This window comes from Paenibacillus sp. FSL R7-0210, from assembly GCF_038009085.1.
Classification (GTDB): domain Bacteria; phylum Bacillota; class Bacilli; order Paenibacillales; family Paenibacillaceae; genus Paenibacillus_AQ; species Paenibacillus_AQ silagei.
Genome location: NZ_JBBPAR010000001.1, coordinates 4,077,112 through 4,094,533, shown reverse-complemented (window position 1 = coordinate 4,094,533; position 17,422 = coordinate 4,077,112). Strand labels below are relative to the sequence as shown.

The following is a 17,422-nucleotide window of genomic DNA, read 5'->3' as shown; positions in this document are numbered from 1 at the left end:
CAGACGAGTTATTTATAATAAATTGCTGATATTAAATTTAATAATATAGATTGACATCGTATTTCTTTCAAAATATAGTTAACTGGTAAACAATATGAATTATTGAATGCCAAACGATATTTTGGGGGGGATGAAGATGAAGGATGTGTCCACAACGGTTAGGGAACGGCGGACCATACGGAGATTCAGCGCTGCACCGGTTGAACAAGAACGGATTATTTCCTTGATAAAAGAGGCGGCTGGCTTATACGAGTCCGAAGATACGCCGCACTGGCGCTGTCTTTACTTCGGCACTCCCGAGTCCCGTGAAGAGCTGGCTGAATCCATGATGGCGAAGGTGACGGGCGGCCGGCTCGGGAAGCTCCTTCCTGCCCGCATGACAGATCTTCTAAGAAGACAAATCACGGGTACTCCCGCTCATGTAATCTTCATCGCCGAGTCCGCCGGCACGGAGCGGGAGCGGGATGAGAATTACGCGGCGGTCTGCAGCATCATGCAAACGGTTCAGCTTCTGGGCTGGGAACAGGGGCTGGGGATGCTGTGGTACACAGATCCCTTGATTCTGAGCGAATCGTTCTATAAGCTCATCGGCTGGCGTGAAGGAGAGCGGTTTGCGGGGATACTGGAAATCGGCTCCTTCGACAAAGCGCCGCGAGGACGAAAAAGAACACCGGCAGAACGGAAATGGACAATTATCGGGGAAGACAGCCGCCAGCTTGAGGATGCCGCTCCTTTCTCCGCGTACAATGTCCTTAGGCTGCTGAACGAGGCGGTCTGGGCACCGAATGACGGCATGCGGGAGCCTTGGCGGTTCATCTATGTGACGGGTGATAAGACAGAGGCATCAGGCAAACTGCAGTTCTCTGAAGAGGCACTTTCACCGCCGTTTCTGCTGGTCGTAGCCAGAGAAGAGACGGACGCGCACAAGCAGGATGAGGATTATGCCGCGGTGTGCAGCCTGATACAGAATTTTCAACTGCTGGCCCGGTCTGAAGGGTGGCAGTTGCGCCGCAGGATTCCGGAATGGGTCTATGACCGGAAGCAGTGTGAGTCCTTCGGGCTTCGTCCGCTGGAACGGATCGTCGCAGTACTTGAAGCGGGGGAACATAAGCGTTATTCAAATTCCGTTTTTCCTATTCCCGCAGTGAAGATAACCATTAATTAATTTGATAAAAAAGGGCCGATGTAATAAAATTAGTGAGAATCATTGATAATCATCCTGATTCACTTTATAATAATTATAATGTGATATAAAATCTAATTGCTTGTAATCAGGGTTAACCTGTGACAATACAACTTTCTGATTTCGCAAATCGATCAATGGAGGGAATAATAATTATGGCAGCAGAATTTGTCATTGAGGGACTGAAAGCGACGATTGAAGGAAAAGAAATTCTGAAGGGGATTAACCTTCAGATGAAGGGCGGAGAAATTCACGCCGTGATGGGACCGAATGGTACTGGTAAAAGTACGCTGGCCTCAGCTCTGATGGGTCATCCCAAGTATGTGGTTACAGAAGGTACGGCCTTGCTCGAAGGTGAAGATCTGCTGGAGATGGCAGTGGATGAGCGCGCCCGCGCCGGGTTGTTCCTCGGGATGCAATATCCAAGTGAAATCAGCGGAGTGACGAACTCCGACTTCCTGCGCAGTGCGATTAACTCGCGCCGTGAAGAGGGCAGTGAGATCTCACTGATCCGCTTCATCCGCCAGATGGAAGCCAAGATGAAAGAACTGGATATGAACCCTGAATTCCTGCACCGTTATCTGAATGAAGGCTTCTCCGGCGGGGAGAAGAAGCGTAACGAGATTCTGCAAATGATGATGCTGGACCCTAAGATCGTCATTCTTGACGAAATTGACTCCGGCCTTGATATTGACGCACTCAAAATTGTTGCTGATGGCGTGAACTCCATGCGCAGCCCGGAACGCGGATTCCTTGTTATTACCCACTATCAGCGGTTGCTTAATTATATCAAACCTGACTATGTGCATGTCATGATGCAGGGACGGATTGTGAAATCCGGCGGTCCTGAGCTGGCACAGAAACTGGAAGCAGAAGGTTACGAATGGATCAAGGAAGAGCTCGGCATTGAAGACGAAACTGTAGGACAAGAAGCTTAGAAACGCTGGAAGGAGGAAATCACTTATGACGACGCAAACCATTCTTCCCGTGGATGCACAGCAGCTCGGCGCACAATCGCAGAGCAGCGGCGAACCGGGCTGGCTGAAGGACAGCCGTTTGAAGGCTCTGGAGCTTGCCGCAGGGCTTGACCTGCCGAAGCTGGAGAAGACACGGATTGACCGCTGGAATATCAACAACTACGGGGAATACAAGCCAAGCCAGGCGCTGGCGGCACTTCAAGATGCACCGGCTTCTATTGCGGGGCTGATTGAAGGACAAGAGGAAGGCAGCCTGATTATTCAACGGAATTCAGGGGCTGTATATGCCCGCCTGGCTCCGGAGCTGGCTGCGCAAGGTGTTATTTTCACCGATTTGCAGACTGCAGTCAGAGAGCATGGAGACCTTGTTCAGCGTTATCTGCATAAGGCAGTATTGCCGGAAGAGCACTCCATCGCCGCACTGCATGCAGCACTATGGAACGGCGGGGTATTCCTCTATGTTCCGAAGAATGTTGTCATCGAGACTCCGCTGCAGGCGGTTCTGCTCACGGATGACGCTGAAGCTGCCTTTGTACCGCATATTCTGATTGTTGCCGATACTAACAGTTCGTTGACCTACGTGGATAACTACGTATCCGATAAGACTGAAGCGGGTCTGCATAACGGAGCCGTTGAAGTATTCGTAGGTGTAGGTGCCACTGTGAGATACGCTACCGTACATCAGCTGGGGCAGGATACAACGGATGTGACGTACCGCCGCGCCGTTGTGGAGAATGACGGCACCATTGAATGGATCATCGGTGAGATGAACTATGGAGATACAGCCAGCGATACCAAATCGGTGCTTAAAGGCAACGGCTCAAGCTCAGATGCGAAGGTCATTGCTGTAGGCTCCGGTTCGCAGAAGCTGAGCTATACTACACAAGCCCAGCACTTCGGCAGAAATACACCAAGTGACATGATCACGCGTGCTGTTATGCGGGATTCAGCAACCTCGATTATTAACGGAATTACGAAGATTGAGAAGGGTGCTACCAGAGCTGACGGACAGCAGACAGAGAAAGTTTTGATGCTAAGCCCCAAAGCGCGCGGAGACGCCAACCCGATCCTCCTTATAGATGAAGATGATGTAACCGCAGGCCATGCCGCTTCCGTAGGACAGGTCAATTACGAGCAAGTCTATTACCTGATGTCCCGGGGATTATCGCGGCATGACGCAGAAACACTGATCATATACGGCTTCCTTGCACCTGTTGTATCGCAAATTCCACTGGAGGGACTGCGCAATCAGCTCCAATCTCTTGTGGAAAGGAAGTTAGGCCAATGATTAGCAGTCAGATCCGGGAGCAATTTCCCATCCTGAACCAGAAGATCAACGGCCATCCGTTGGTCTACCTGGACAGTGCGGCCACTTCACAGAAGCCGCGCCAGGTCATTGAGGCGGTCAAGTCTTACTACGAATGGGATAATGCCAACGTACACCGCGGGGTGCATACCCTGGGGAGCCGGGCAACCGATGCGTATGAAGGTGCCCGCGAGAAGCTGAAGAACTTCATTAATGCCCGCAGTGTGAAGGAAATTATCTTCACACGCGGGACAACGACCGCGCTCAATATTGTAGCTTCCTCTTACGGTCCTTCCGTCCTGAAGGAAGGGGATGAGATCGTGATTACCCAGATGGAGCATCACAGCAATTTCATTCCCTGGCAGCAGCTGGCCAAGAACACCGGGGCTACCCTGAAATTCCTGCCGCTGCAAAAGGACGGTACGATCACGCTGGAGGATGCCGAGCAGACGATTACTGCCCGGACCAAGATCGTAGCCATTGCGTATGTATCCAATGTCATGGGCGTTACTCATCCTATCAAAGAGCTTGCAGCGATTGCCCACCGGAACGGTGCAGTAATTGTGGTGGACGGTGCACAGAGCACACCGCATCTGAAGGTGGATGTGCAGGACCTGGATTGCGATTTCTACGCCTTGTCCGGGCACAAGATGCTTGCACCTACTGGTATCGGTGCTCTCTACGGCAAGAAGGCGCTGCTGGAAGCTATGGAGCCGGTTGAATTCGGCGGCGAGATGATCGATGATGTCGGGCTGTATGAGTCTACCTGGAAGGAGCTGCCGTGGAAGTTCGAAGGCGGAACACCGATTATTGCAGGTGCCGTCGGCTTAGGAGCAGCGATTGATTTCCTGCAGGAGGTCGGGATGGATGAGATCCACCGCCACGAAATGCAGCTTGCAGCATATGCGGAGCAGCGGCTGTCGGAGGTCAGTGATCTGACGATCTATGGTCCCCGCAACCGTCAGGTGGGGGTAGTCACCTTCAACCTGGGTGATGTTCATCCGCATGATGTGGCCACCGTGCTGGATGCAGAAGGCGTGGCTGTCCGCGCGGGGCATCATTGCTGCCAGCCGCTCATGCGCTGGCTGGAGGTCAGCTCCACCGCCCGGGCGAGCTTCTACCTGTACAACAATGAACAGGATGTAGATGCGCTGGTTCAAGCCTTACTTAAGGCAAAGGAGTATTTCAGCTATGAACTTGGATGACTTATATAGACGCGTAATTATGGATCATTACAAAAATCCCCGGAATCGCGGCTCATTTGAAGATGACGCACTTAAGATTGAGCTCAATAACCCTACCTGCGGCGACCGCATTACGCTTCAGCTTAAGGTGGAGGATGGCGTCGTCCAGGACGCCCGTTTCAGCGGCGAAGGCTGTTCAATCAGCATGTCGTCGGCTTCGATGATGACGGAAGCGGTCAAGGGCCAATCGATAGCGCATGCGCTTGAGATGGCCGACAGCTTCTCCTCTCTAATGAAGGGTGAGGAAGCAGATTTCGGTGACTACGAAGATATTGAAGCCCTGTCCGGTGTTAATAAATTTCCGGCGCGGATCAAATGTGCCACTCTGGCCTGGAACGCGCTTCGCAAAGGCATAGATACGCAAAGAAGCTTATAAAATAATATTACACACAAGGAGGCTGACACCATGGCTAAGAAAGCGCCTGATATGGAGGAATACCAGTACGGATTCCGTGACGAGCACAAGTCGATATTTCAGTCTGGTAAAGGACTCACGGAAGAAATCGTCCGGGAAATCTCCGCAATCAAAAACGAGCCGGAATGGATGCTGGAATTCCGGCTGAAATCCCTGGAGCAGTTCCGTAAGATGCCAATGCCGAAGTGGGGCGGCAATCTGGATGATCTGGATTTCGAAGATATCCAATATTATGTTAGACCTTCCGAGAAGCAGGGCAAGACTTGGGAGGAGGTACCTTCCGAGATCAAAGAGACCTTTGACAAGCTGGGAATTCCGGAAGCGGAGCAGAAGTTCCTTGCCGGTGTCTCTGCACAGTATGAATCTGAGGTAGTCTATCACAGCATGCAGCAGAACCTGGAGGATCAGGGTGTGATCTTCACAGATACGGATTCCGCACTGCGTGATCATCCTGAGCTGTTCAAGAAGTTCTTCGGCACAATCATTCCGCCTGCAGACAACAAGTTCGCCGCACTTAACAGTGCCGTTTGGTCAGGAGGCAGCTTCATCTATGTTCCGAAGGGTGTGAAGTGTGAAGTTCCTTTGCAGGCTTACTTCCGCATCAACTCCGAGAATATGGGACAATTCGAGCGTACTCTGATTCTGGCAGACGAAGACAGCTTCGTGCATTACGTTGAAGGCTGTACTGCCCCAATCTACAGCACGAACTCTCTGCATAGTGCAGTGGTTGAAATTCTCTGCATGAAGAACGCCCGTGTCCGCTATACCACCATTCAGAACTGGGCACCGAACATCTACAACCTCGTTACCAAACGTGCGGTTGCCGAAGAGAATGCTACGATGGAATGGGTAGATGGCAACATCGGCTCCAAGCTGACTATGAAATATCCTGCGGTTGTTCTTAAAGGCCGTGGAGCCAAGGGTTCTGTATTGTCCATCGCGGTAGCGGGCAAGAATCAGCATCAGGATGCAGGCGCCAAAATGATCCACTTGGCACCGGATACCACCTCAACCATCGTATCCAAGTCGATCAGCAAGCACGGCGGCAAGGTCACTTACCGTGGACTCGCTTCCTTCGGCCGCAAGGCAGAAGGCGCGAAATCCAATATTAAATGCGATACGCTCATTCTGGATAACGAGTCCACCTCGGACACGATTCCTTACAATGAGATCATGAACGATAACATTGTGCTTGAGCACGAAGCGACGGTCTCCAAGGTATCTGAGGAGCAGCTATTCTACCTCATGAGCCGCGGTCTCTCCGAAGCTGATGCCACGCAGATGATTATTATGGGCTTTATCGAGCCGTTCACCAAAGAGCTGCCGATGGAATATGCGGTCGAGATGAACAGATTGATCAAATTCGAAATGGAAGGCAGTATCGGGTAACTAGCTGCCTCTTTCAATAACCAGGCGATATACAGTGAGTGTCCACAGAACTTTGATGCAGGTTGGTCAAAGCTCTGTGGGCACTTTTGTGTTTTATAGGAACATAAAATACCTTTTATTAGGCTTTCAAAAAGCTGCTTTGCATCGTTGAATCTTGCTATATCTTAATTGAGCAGTATTTGCGAGGAAATAGCAGCATTTAAAACTACGGGCGTCCATTAGCCCCTGCTTAAGCCCGGTTTATTCCGGAAAAAGAGGGAAAACGGTGGTTTCTCCCCTTTGCCGCATTAAATTAGGGATGATAAACTGCTTAAAGTCACTAAATTGGAAGCGCTAAAAAAGCTAGCTTACGGTGCGATATTTAGAGACCAAGTTTTTGCTTACGGAGCAGGTTACTTCGTAAAGCTAAGTTTATGCTTACGGAGCAGGTTACTTCGTAAAGCTAAGTTTATGCTTACGGAGCCAGCTTTACTTCGTAAAGCTTTAAGGAGGAGAGATATGGATGTTCTCAGGCAACTGCGGGGCTTTTATCGGGAGAAGCTGCACTATCTGATTCTGTCGATTGTATGTTTGGCGGCCGCAACTGCAGTGGGGCTTATTACCCCCAATTTGTTAAGGAGATTGATCGATGATGTTATTGTTCCCCTAAAGTTTACTGAGGTGCCCGTACTCGCTCTCAGTGTGCTTGCTGTCATTATTGTCAAGGCGTGCCTGCAGTTTGCCCATGGATTTTTCGGCGGACGGCTGGGGAATTTCCTGGCCTACCGACTGCGCAATGCCTGCTATGAGAAGCTGCAATTTCTGTCCTTCCGTTATTATGATACGGCGAAGACAGGTGACCTGATGTCCCGGCTGACCGGGGATTTGGAAGCGATCCGGATGTTCATTGGCTTCGGATTTGCCCAACTGCTGAATGTGTTTTTCATGGTTTTGTTCGGCTCCATTATGATGTTTACCATCAATTGGCAGCTGACGCTGGTTACTCTGATCACAATGCCGTTTCTGGCGGTAGTCGCACTCAGATTTGAATCCAAGATTCATCCGGCCTTTCAGGAGATGCGCCTGGCGTTAAGTTCCCTGACAACGGCTGTACAGGAGAATGTCACCGGGGTAAGAACGGTCAAATCGTTTGCCAGAGAGGCCTACGAAGTTGAGAAATTCTCACACCGTAATGAACGTTATAAAGATAATCAGATTTTTGCGGCCGAGCTGTGGAGTAAATTCTTCCCGTTCATGGAGCTGCTGGCTTCGGTCAGTGTAGCGATCCTGCTGGGTGTCGGCGGTACGCTGGTTATCAACGGGAAGATGTCGCTGGGTGAGCTGGTTGCGTTCTTCAGCCTGATCTGGTACATTATCGGCCCGGTATGGGGACTCGGGTTCCACATCAACAACTATACCCAGTCGAAGGCCTCTGGAGAACGTGTGCTGGAAGTGCTGAATCAGACAATCGATGTCCGGGATCAAGAGAATGCCCGCGAGCTTGCAGCGGCAGAAGTGAAGGGTGAGGTGGAGTTCGATCATGTCACCTTCGCTTACGGCAACAAAATGCCGGCAGTCAAGGATATTCATTTCCATGCGGAGCCTGGTGCGGTCATTGGATTCCTTGGCGGAACGGGGTCCGGTAAATCCACGATTACCCAGCTGATGATGCGTGCTTATGATGTGAATCAGGGCAGTATCAAGCTCGATGGCGTGGATATCCGCGAGTTCCAGGTCCGTAGTCTGCGCTCGCAAATATCGACGGTATTCCAGGAAACCTTCCTGTTCTCCTCATCGATCCGCAATAATATCTCTTATGGATTGAAGAATGTCAGCATGGATGAGATCATCCGTGCCGCCGAGCTGGCGAAGGCGCATGACTTCATTATGGAGATGCCGGAAGGCTACGATACGGTAGTCGGGGAGCGGGGAATGGGTCTCTCGGGCGGCCAAAAGCAGCGGATTGCCATTGCCCGCGCACTGCTCAAGAATCCGCGGATTCTTATTCTGGATGATGCCACCAGTGCGGTGGACATGGAGACAGAGCATGAGATTCAGGCCGGGTTCCAGGAGGTTATGCGCGGACGGACCACCTTGATTATTGCCCACCGGATCTCCTCCCTGCGCCATGCCGATCAGATCATTGTCATGAATGAAGGGAGAATGGTCCAGCAGGGCACCCATCAGGAATTGATTGCGGTCCCGGGACCTTACCAGGATGTGTACCGGATTCAGTATGCCGATTATTTAGCCAGGGATATGAAGCGAGAGGCGGGTGATCCGGCATGAGTCTTGAGACCTCCAAGCAGACCGCTGACGGCGTATTAAATACCGACAACAGTAAGGTTGAAGAACAGACGCTTGAAGAACGTTTTATCTACAAAGACGATGATGTGATCGACAAGGCTTTTGACTGGAAGCAGTTCACCCGCTTATTCAGCTATATGAAGCCATATGCGAAGCAGATGCTGCCGCTGGTCTCGATCATGATGATTCTGGGGACGATTACCAAGCTGACGGTTCCATTCCTGACCAGTATGGCGATTGATAAAGCGATTGCTCCAAAAGACGGAAACACCAGCTTGACGCTGCTCTACACATTAACAGCCAGTGTAATCATTCTGTATCTGATTCAATGGATTGCCGGCGTATACCGGATCAAATATACGAATGTGATCGGCCAACGGGTGATTTATGACCTGCGCTCGGACCTGTTCCGGCATATCCAGAAGCTGTCCTTCAACTTCTTTGATAAACGTCCGGCCGGATCAGTCCTGGTCCGGGTGACGAATGATATCAACTCGCTGCAGGATTTGTTCACCAACGGGGTTGTCAATCTAATGATTGACTGTGTGCAACTGTTCGGCATTATGATAATTCTGCTGCTGATCAACTGGAAGCTGGGGCTGGCTGTGATGATTACGGTGCCCCTTATGTTCCTGATCTCGACCAAGCTGCGGCAGAGAATCCGTATTGCCTGGCAGGATGTGCGTATGAAGAACTCGCGGATCAACTCCCATCTGAATGAGTCGATTCAGGGGATTCGCGTCACCCAGGCCTACACGCAGGAAGAAGAGAACATGCACTATTTCGATGCCATGAATATGGACAGCCGGAAGTCGTGGAACAAGGCCTCAGCCATGAACCAGGCATTCGGTCCGATCATTGAAGTCACCGGCGGCTTCGGGACGATGATTCTCTTCTGGTTCGGGGCTTACCTGATTCAGTCGGGAGAGCTTACGGTCGGCTTCCTGGTCGCCTTCAGCAGTTATGTCAGCAACTTCTGGGACCCGATCAACCGGCTGGGACAGATGTACAATCAGCTGCTGGTGGCGATGGCCTCCTCCGAGCGGATCTTCGAATATCTCGACGAACAGCCTGCGGTTCAGGATAAGCCGGGAGCAACCCCGCTGTCCAAGATTAAGGGAGATATTCACTTCGATAATGTTGTGTTTGAATATGAGAAGGGCCGTGCGGCACTCAAGGGCATTAATCTGGATGTCCACGCAGGCCAATCCATTGCACTCGTAGGACATACCGGCTCCGGCAAAAGCACGATCATCAACCTGATCGGCCGGTTCTATGATATCAAGAGCGGCGGCATCACCATTGATGGACGGGATATCCGCGAGGTTACACTCCAGAGTCTGCGCGAACAGATCGGGATTGTCTTGCAGGATACCTTCATCTTCTCGGGAACGATCCGCGACAACATCCGCTTTGGGCGGCTGGATGCCACGGACGAAGAGATTGAAGCGGCCGCTAAGGCTGTAGACGCCCATGATTTCATCGTCAAGCTGCCTGCCGGTTATGATACCGAAGTAGAGGAGCGGGGAAGCGCACTGTCCATGGGACAGCGCCAGCTGCTGTCCTTCGCCCGGGCGCTGCTGGCCGATCCGCGGATTCTGATTCTGGATGAAGCGACCGCCAGCATTGATACGGAGACGGAGATCAAGATTCAGGAAGCGCTGAAGCTGCTGCTTCAGGGCCGGACCTCCTTCATCGTCGCCCACCGCCTCTCGACCATCCGCCATGCGGATAAGATCGTGGTGCTGGATCACGGCGAGATCAAGGAAGAAGGCAACCATGCCGAGCTGACCAAACACGACGGTATTTATAACGGATTAATAGAAGCACAGTTCCGCTTCTTATAGAAGCACATGCAGCAGCCTGGCCCCGATGTGGGGGAGGGGCTGCTGTTTTTTTTGCGTCTGGAATGATAAGGGGGAGCGTAGAGTTCCTTCCCGTTAAGGCCGTTTTCCCGGCTTCCCGCTTACCCGGACCTCCAGCAGCTGCGTGCTGATCTCCTGCTGCCATCCGGTATCTTGAGTACCCTCTGCCAACAGAGCTTCGATATGGAGGCGGGCCATTTCCCAGCAATAGACGGTGTTGACATGCAGGCAGTGCTGAAGCTCGTCTTGCTCCGCCGGAGCCAGCGGACGCTTCTGACTAAGGGTATATAGCTCGGCAAGGCGCTGATGAACCGCAAGCATCATATCTCCTCCTTGTATTACTGTCTTCTATTAGCGTGACCCAGGAAATACGGTTTCAAACCGGAATGAAGCCTAATATGAATATTCAGATCTTTAGAATAAAAAAAGTTCTTGAAATCGCTTTTATTTATGCTACAATAACAGTAATACAGGATTGTGACCGGTAACGCGGGCAATGCCTAAGCTGATGCGAGTATCATTTTATGAATGATATTGGGATCAACTTAGGCTTTTTTTGTACAAACTATGCGTCAGGAGGTGAAATTGAGATGATTATCGAGAAGGTGCTGAACAATAATGTGCTCCTGACCAAGAACCAGAAGGGCAAGGAGGTTATTGTGATGGGCAGAGGGATTTCCTTCAATAAGGTGGCGGGGGATTATGTTGATCCTGCCAAGGTGGATAAGATTTTTCTGCTGAACGAGAATGAATTCACTGCCCGGCTGACTGAACTGCTGAATGATATTCCGGTAGCTCACCTGGAGCTGGCCAGCGGCATCGTCACCTACGCCAATGAAGTGCTGCATACAGAGCTGAACGATAATCTCTATCTGACGCTGACGGATCATATTCATTTCGCGCTGGAGCGTTTTGAGAAGGGGATTCAGCTTAAGAATGCGATGCTGTTTGAGATCAAGCGCTTTTACCGGAAGGAATTCGGGATCGGGCTGGATGCCCTGAAGATGATTGAACAGACCACCGGCCTCTCGCTGGGTGAGGATGAAGCCGGCTTCATTGCCCTTCACCTGGTTAACGCCAGAATGGATGGCACCGAGGTAAGATCGACGATCAAGATGACGGAGATCGTCCAGAACATTCTGAACATCGTTACCTATCATTATAAGGTGGTGCTGGACGAGACCTCGCTTAACTACTCGCGGTTCCTGACCCATCTGCAGTATTTTTCCATGCGGGTGCTGAAGAAGGAGACCAATAACAGCGGGGAAGAGTTCCTCTACAACCAGGTGAGGCTAACCTATGTCAAGGCTTTCGAATGCGTTGGCAAGATCAATGAATATCTGGAGAAATCCCATGGCCAGAGCCTCAGTAAGGATGAATATGTCTATTTGACGATTCACATTCAGCGTGTAACTGAACGCAATAGCCTGGAGTAACACGCAACATACGTAAGACTACAATATTTCATATATTTTCATATCATCTGTCAGGGTGTAACTGGTCATGCAGGCAAAACCTGAGCTGATGGCAAAATAGCGTGTGTTCTACGCCTTTTTTGCCTTGAGTTCAGGTTTTTCTTGTTTGCAGAGGGGAAAGATAGAAGGGCTGGCACAACTCGCCTCTGCAGCGATGCTTATATTACAGATCTCAAAAGGAGCAAACCCAAATGAGCAATAAAGACTTATCCAAACAAATTATCACACTCGTTGGCGGAGAAGGGAATGTGAATTCCGTCTTCCATTGTGCCACACGCTTAAGATTCAAGCTGAAGGATAACAGCAAAGCCAATAAAGCAGCGCTGGAGAAGACTCCGGGAGTCATTACAGTGGTTGAGAACAGCGGGCAATTCCAGGTGGTCATCGGCAACAATGTCAGCCAGGTATTCGAGCAGATTATGAAGGAAACCTCGCTTCAGGATGCGGAGAAAAGCGGCAGTGACGAAAGCTCGGAAAGCACCGGAGTTCTGGGTAAAGCGGTGGACATCATTTCAAGTATTTTCTCGCCGATACTGGGTGCACTGGCCGGGGCGGGGATTCTCAAGGGCTTGCTGGCCCTGATTCTGTCACTGGAGTGGATTAGTGCTGCCAGCGGCACATACATGATCCTCAATGCGGCTGCCGACAGCGTGTTCTATTTCCTGCCTGTCTTCCTGGCGGTTACGGCAGCGCGCAAATTCAAGGCAAATCAATTCGTGTCCATTGCCATAGCCGGAGCCTTGATCTATCCCGCAGTCATTGCGGCTGTAGGCTCACCTGACCCGCTGCACTTCCTGGGGATCAAGATCGTACTGATCAATTATTCCTCCAGCGTGATCCCGATTATTCTGGCGGTATGGGTGCAGTCGTATGTGGAACGCTGGTTCCGTTCCTTCATTCATGAGTCCGTGCGGAATATTCTTGTTCCCATGTTCGCACTGCTCATTGTTATTCCGCTTACGTTCCTGGCCTTCGGACCTGTAGGTTCAATGATCAGTGAGGGACTCGCTTCCGGTTATACTTGGCTCTACAATCTAAGTCCGCTTGTGGCCGGAGCCATAGCTGGGGCGTTCTGGCAGGTGTTCGTAATCTTCGGTGTACACTGGGGCTTCGTACCGATCATGCTCAGCAATATTGCTACACTGGGACAGGATACCATGCTGCCTATTCTCAGTGCGGCCGTTCTGTCGCAGGCCGGGGCTGTATTCGGTGTATTCCTGAAATCGCGGAACCCGCAGCTTAAGGCACTCGCCGGTTCTTCTACACTATCTGCGGTCTTCGGGATTACTGAACCAACCATTTATGGAGTTACCCTGAAGCTCAAAAAACCGTTCATCTATGCGTGTATCTCCGGCGCTATCGGCGGTGCAATTATTGCAACAGGCGGCGCAAGAGCATTATCCTTCTCACTGCCGGGTCTGCTGGCTCTGCCGACCTATTTCGGTACCGGATTTGTCTGGGTAGTCATTGGTATACTGGTAGCATTTGTACTGGCCGCTGTACTGGTGCTGGTGTTTGGCTACAAGGAGCCTGAGACAGATGCTGCTGCATCGGTTAACTTAAGTGCAACCTCGGGTACGACTACACCGACGCTGATTGATAAAGAACTGATTGTAAGCCCGCTGGCAGGAACGCTGCAACCGCTTGACACCCTGCCTGACGAAGCTTTTGCTTCCGGCGCCATGGGCAAGGGCATTGTAATCGAGCCTTCTTCCGGCATCTTAACCAGCCCTGTGAACGGAACGGTAACTACTGTATTCCCGACAGGACATGCCATCGGCATCACTTCGGAGAGCGGTGCGGAGCTGCTGATTCATGTCGGTGTCAATACCGTGAAGCTTAAGGGTCAGCATTTTACCAAAAAAGTGCAGGAAGGCGACAAGGTAGTCAAGGGTCAGCTATTGCTTGAATTTGACCTTGAAGCCATCCGTGCAGCCGGATTTGTAACCGCCACGCCTGTGATTGTCACCAACTCGGCACAATACCTTGATGTGCTTAAGAGCACAGGGACAGAAGTGCCTAGCGGTGAGCTGCTGCTTACACTTATCCGATAAAAGGATAGCCTCCCCCGGCCGGGGGAGGCTTCTGTTGGTATTCAACTTCAAGCAGCACTTCTGCGGTAACGCAGGAGGGGCTGCTTGATTTATTTTGCGTAGAGGAAATCTCTCTACTCCATATAAATCTCAACGACGGCAATTTTGCGTTCGCGGGACAGGTCAAGGAACTTGCCTTCGCTCTGTACAAGCGGACGGAAGACATCCAGCGGGTTGTTCATCACGATAACACCCATATCACCGGTGCTCAGCAGAACGCGCTTGCCGATGAAGTTAGGCATCAGGTGATTGATGAAGGCCTGGACCGGTTTGCCGTTCAGCTTCCCGAAGCTGAGGGAGTTGATCTCACGCAGAACGGAAATCAGCTCCTGCTTGGACTGATAGACCCGGTGAGTGGTCATGGCACTGTAAATATCCGCAACGGCTGCGATCTGGGCGTAAGGATGAATATCTGTCTTGGTCAGCTGCTTGGGATAGCCGGAGCCGTCCTCGCGTTCATGATGCTGCAGGGCAACCAGAGCAGTGAAAGGATCGTTCATGGAGTTCTGTATGATTTCGTACCCGTAAATCGTATGTAATTTGATCTCTTCGTATTCATCAGGGGTTAACTTACCAGGCTTATTCAGAATTGCGGGGGAGATGCGGCATTTGCCGATATCAATCAGGTATCCCGCACGCCCGATCTCGTAGCACTCTGTCTTGGAATATCCGAGCCACGAGGCAAGATAATACGAGAGCATGCCTACCTGCAGGGAATGATTGTAGGTATAGTTATCTTCCCGGTCCAGCAGCAGCAGGAGTGTCACTACGTCCTTATGTTTGTCCAGCGTGGACAAGGTCGGCTGCAGAATATCATCCACTACGGACTGATTGAAGCTGCCTTTGCTGAGCGCTTCCATATATAGAGATTCAAAACCGTCAATCGTGGTATCGAAGCTGCTGGCTGCGGCCTGAATGATTGATGTCCGGCTGGAAGGGGCGGGCTCTTCCTGTACCGTTTCAATGTCTACATAATCCACGCCGTGCTGTATCAGCTTGGCGATTTCCTCCATTTGCAGCCGTGATCCCTTAGGGAGTACATGCAGCCCGCGGGAGCTGAAGGTATCCATCCGCAGATGATCACCCGGTTTAAGATCCATCACGTGTACTCTCAATGACTAGGCCACCTTACTATAGCAATTTTTTACAGCATAGCAACAAAGTCCGCAATATTCAATGGTGTAAGAGTACTGATTGTAGCTTGCAGATTGTGCAACCCGCTGGTCCTACCCTGTTGTGTATCTATGCAGATTCGCGGAAGGGGAACGGTCCGGTTAACCGCCGGATACGGGCGGAATGAAGGCCACCTCTGAACCTTCGGTAATATCCGTATCATCAGGCGCATATTCCTGATCAACGGCTACAAGAGACACGCTGATCTGCGGCGCGGCATCGGGATAGGAGGCGGAGAGGAGTTCCTTCAGCCTGCCTGCTGTCAAAGGGGACTCCTGGGCGTGGAAGACCAGAGTGGAGGAGCCGATGATTTCGGCCAGACCGGCGAACAGCCGGATGGAGATATGCATGCTTTCTTCACCCTTTCTGGACTTAGCTTAGGACAGCTTATAATGATTACAATATACCATATTGGGTCTGAAAATGTTATGCTAACTCTAGAACTGAACAAGCCTGCCGCTTACTTTATAAACGGCTGTACAAGTGGGAGGGAAGCCAGCTTATGAAGCCTGGGCCGCAAAGATTAACCATTATTCATACCAATGATATACATAGCCACTTTGAAATGATGAGTCCGCTTGCGGCAGTGATATCCGCAATGAAGGCAGCGGCAGGCGAGGATCCGGTGCTGCTGCTTGATATCGGCGATCATATGGACCGCGCTGCTGTAGAGACGGAAGGCACGATGGGACAGGCCAACATAGACATTATGAATCTGACCGGATACGATGCAGTCACCATCGGCAATAACGAAGGCCTCACCTTCTCCAAGGAGATGCTCTCAGCCATATTTACAGGTATCCAGTGTCCTGTGGTATGCTGCAATTTCCTGGAGTCCGCTACCGGTGAGCCGCCGCACTGGATGCAGCGCCGCGCGGTTCTGGAGAAGGACGGCATCAAGATTGGACTGACCGGTGCTACGGCGGCGTTCACCTCCTTCTATTCCCTGCTCGGCTGGGATGTGCTGGACCCGGAAGAGGCGCTGCGCGAGCAGGTTCAGCTGCTTGCCCCGCAGGTGGATATCGTGATCATTCTGTCACATCTGGGGTTACCCGCAGACCAGAGGCTGGCAGAGAACCTGGAGGGCGTGCATGCCATTCTGGGCGGGCACACCCACCATATGCTGGAGCAGCCGCAGATGATTAACGGGACAGCCGTATGCGGAGCCGGCAAATTCGGCCGGTACGCCGGACGGGTGGTCTTCGAGCGGGAACAGCCGGACGGAGCGTTTCACCTGGCCGAAGGAGGCTGCACGGAAGTTGATCCTGCCTTGACGGAGGAGCTGATCGCTCCGGCGGCAGCGATCCATCTGCTGCGCGGGCGTGAGGCCCTGGAGGAGACGGTTGCCATCAGCGACCGCATGCTGCCGCTGGATCTGCAGGGGGAGTCTCCGTTTGGCAACCTGCTGGCACAGGCGGTCCGCCAGTTCACAGGCAGTCCCATCTCGCTCGTGAATACAGGCCAGCTGCTTGGCCCGCTGCCGGAAGGGAATATCACCACAGGCATGCTGCATGCCTTATGTCCTTCTCCGATTAATCCTTGTATTGTACAGCTGACAGGCAAGGATATCCGCACCGCACTTGAACAAAGTCTGATGGCAGAGTTCCGGAATAAAGTCATCTACGGATATGGCTTCCGCGGAGAGGTGCTGGGCACCCTGGCCGTGGACGGATTAAAAATCTTGTACGATCCAAGGGTCATGCCTTATGATAACGGTATTGCGATTTTTGCCGGCGGGGAGCAGCTGGAGGATACCAAGGTATATAGTGTCGGCACGCTGGATATGTTTACGTTCCGTACAGGCTACGAGAGTATAGCCAATGGCCGGGAGGCGGTATATTTGCTGCCTCATTTCCTCCGCGATCTGCTGCGGATGGAGCTGCAGCGGCCGGGGAGTCTGGATGAGTGTGAAGCGGTTCGCTGGGAGAGGCAATCCACCTGATGATCCACACCATGTTTTATTAAATTGATAGTTAACACAGTACCAGGTTTCATTGACTAGATCAGGAGGAGTAA

The 17,422-nt window shown here is 51.6% G+C and carries 14 protein-coding genes; 11 read left to right on the top strand and 3 right to left on the bottom strand.

Features of this window, described 5'->3' with window-relative positions; all coding sequences use genetic code 11:
* Positions 1 to 136: 136 nt before the first annotated feature.
* From MKY64_RS17610 to MKY64_RS17575, 8 genes are all read left to right on the top strand, one after another.
* Entirely contained in the window at positions 137 to 1,165 is a 1,029-nt protein-coding gene (locus MKY64_RS17610) for a nitroreductase family protein (protein WP_340954672.1), read from the top strand.
* Between the two features lie 173 nt (positions 1,166 to 1,338).
* The gene (sufC, locus tag MKY64_RS17605; protein WP_036721433.1) at positions 1,339 to 2,121 is read left to right on the top strand and encodes a Fe-S cluster assembly ATPase SufC; all 783 of its coding nucleotides are present in this window, start codon (positions 1,339 to 1,341) and stop codon (positions 2,119 to 2,121) included.
* 25 nt (positions 2,122 to 2,146) lie between these two features.
* Positions 2,147 to 3,448, top strand: coding sequence for a Fe-S cluster assembly protein SufD (gene sufD, locus MKY64_RS17600; RefSeq protein WP_340954669.1), 1,302 nt, complete (start codon positions 2,147 to 2,149; stop codon positions 3,446 to 3,448).
* Positions 3,445 to 4,671 carry a cysteine desulfurase gene (locus MKY64_RS17595; RefSeq protein WP_036721439.1) on the top strand — a complete coding sequence of 409 codons (1,227 nt, stop codon included), beginning with the start codon at positions 3,445 to 3,447 and terminating at the stop codon, positions 4,669 to 4,671. Before sufD ends, MKY64_RS17595 begins: the two co-directional genes overlap by 4 nt.
* Positions 4,658 to 5,086, top strand: a complete 429-nt coding sequence (gene sufU / locus MKY64_RS17590) for a Fe-S cluster assembly sulfur transfer protein SufU (RefSeq protein WP_036721441.1) — start codon at positions 4,658 to 4,660, stop codon at positions 5,084 to 5,086. Before MKY64_RS17595 ends, sufU begins: the two co-directional genes overlap by 14 nt.
* 30 nt (positions 5,087 to 5,116) lie before the next feature.
* On the top strand, positions 5,117 to 6,514 hold the full coding sequence (sufB, locus tag MKY64_RS17585; protein WP_036721442.1) for a Fe-S cluster assembly protein SufB: 1,398 nt from the start codon (positions 5,117 to 5,119) through the stop codon (positions 6,512 to 6,514).
* Positions 6,515 to 7,012: 498 nt separating this feature from the next.
* Complete coding sequence (locus MKY64_RS17580) at positions 7,013 to 8,782, top strand: ABC transporter ATP-binding protein (protein WP_340954666.1); 1,770 nt, start codon at positions 7,013 to 7,015, stop codon at positions 8,780 to 8,782.
* Positions 8,779 to 10,647, top strand: coding sequence for an ABC transporter ATP-binding protein (locus tag MKY64_RS17575; protein WP_340954663.1), 1,869 nt, complete (start codon positions 8,779 to 8,781; stop codon positions 10,645 to 10,647). Before MKY64_RS17580 ends, MKY64_RS17575 begins: the two co-directional genes overlap by 4 nt.
* 93 nt (positions 10,648 to 10,740) lie before the next feature.
* Here MKY64_RS17575 and MKY64_RS17570 read toward each other — a convergent pair whose 3' ends face one another.
* Positions 10,741 to 10,989 (bottom strand): DUF7667 family protein, encoded by a 249-nt coding sequence (locus tag MKY64_RS17570; protein WP_340954660.1) that lies wholly within the window; start codon positions 10,987 to 10,989, stop codon positions 10,741 to 10,743.
* 266 nt (positions 10,990 to 11,255) lie between these two features.
* Here MKY64_RS17570 and licT point away from each other — a divergent pair, with 266 nt between their 5' ends.
* The gene (licT, locus tag MKY64_RS17565) at positions 11,256 to 12,101 is read left to right on the top strand and encodes a BglG family transcription antiterminator LicT (RefSeq protein ID WP_340954658.1); all 846 of its coding nucleotides are present in this window, start codon (positions 11,256 to 11,258) and stop codon (positions 12,099 to 12,101) included.
* 230 nt (positions 12,102 to 12,331) lie between these two features.
* Positions 12,332 to 14,194 (top strand): beta-glucoside-specific PTS transporter subunit IIABC, encoded by a 1,863-nt coding sequence (locus tag MKY64_RS17560; protein ID WP_340954657.1) that lies wholly within the window; start codon positions 12,332 to 12,334, stop codon positions 14,192 to 14,194.
* Between the two features lie 113 nt (positions 14,195 to 14,307).
* Here the strand turns inward: MKY64_RS17560 and MKY64_RS17555 are convergent, their stop codons facing one another.
* Both MKY64_RS17555 and moaD read right to left on the bottom strand, forming a co-directional pair.
* The gene (locus tag MKY64_RS17555) at positions 14,308 to 15,348 is read right to left on the bottom strand and encodes an HD-GYP domain-containing protein (RefSeq protein WP_036721450.1); all 1,041 of its coding nucleotides are present in this window, start codon (positions 15,346 to 15,348) and stop codon (positions 14,308 to 14,310) included.
* 159 nt (positions 15,349 to 15,507) lie between these two features.
* A complete protein-coding gene (gene moaD, locus MKY64_RS17550) occupies positions 15,508 to 15,756 on the bottom strand; it encodes a molybdopterin converting factor subunit 1 (RefSeq protein WP_036721451.1) in 249 nt (82 codons plus the stop codon).
* A gap of 152 nt (positions 15,757 to 15,908) precedes the next feature.
* Here moaD and MKY64_RS17545 point away from each other — a divergent pair, with 152 nt between their 5' ends.
* Entirely contained in the window at positions 15,909 to 17,348 is a 1,440-nt protein-coding gene (locus MKY64_RS17545) for a bifunctional metallophosphatase/5'-nucleotidase (RefSeq protein WP_036721453.1), read from the top strand.
* Positions 17,349 to 17,422: the final 74 nt, after the last annotated feature.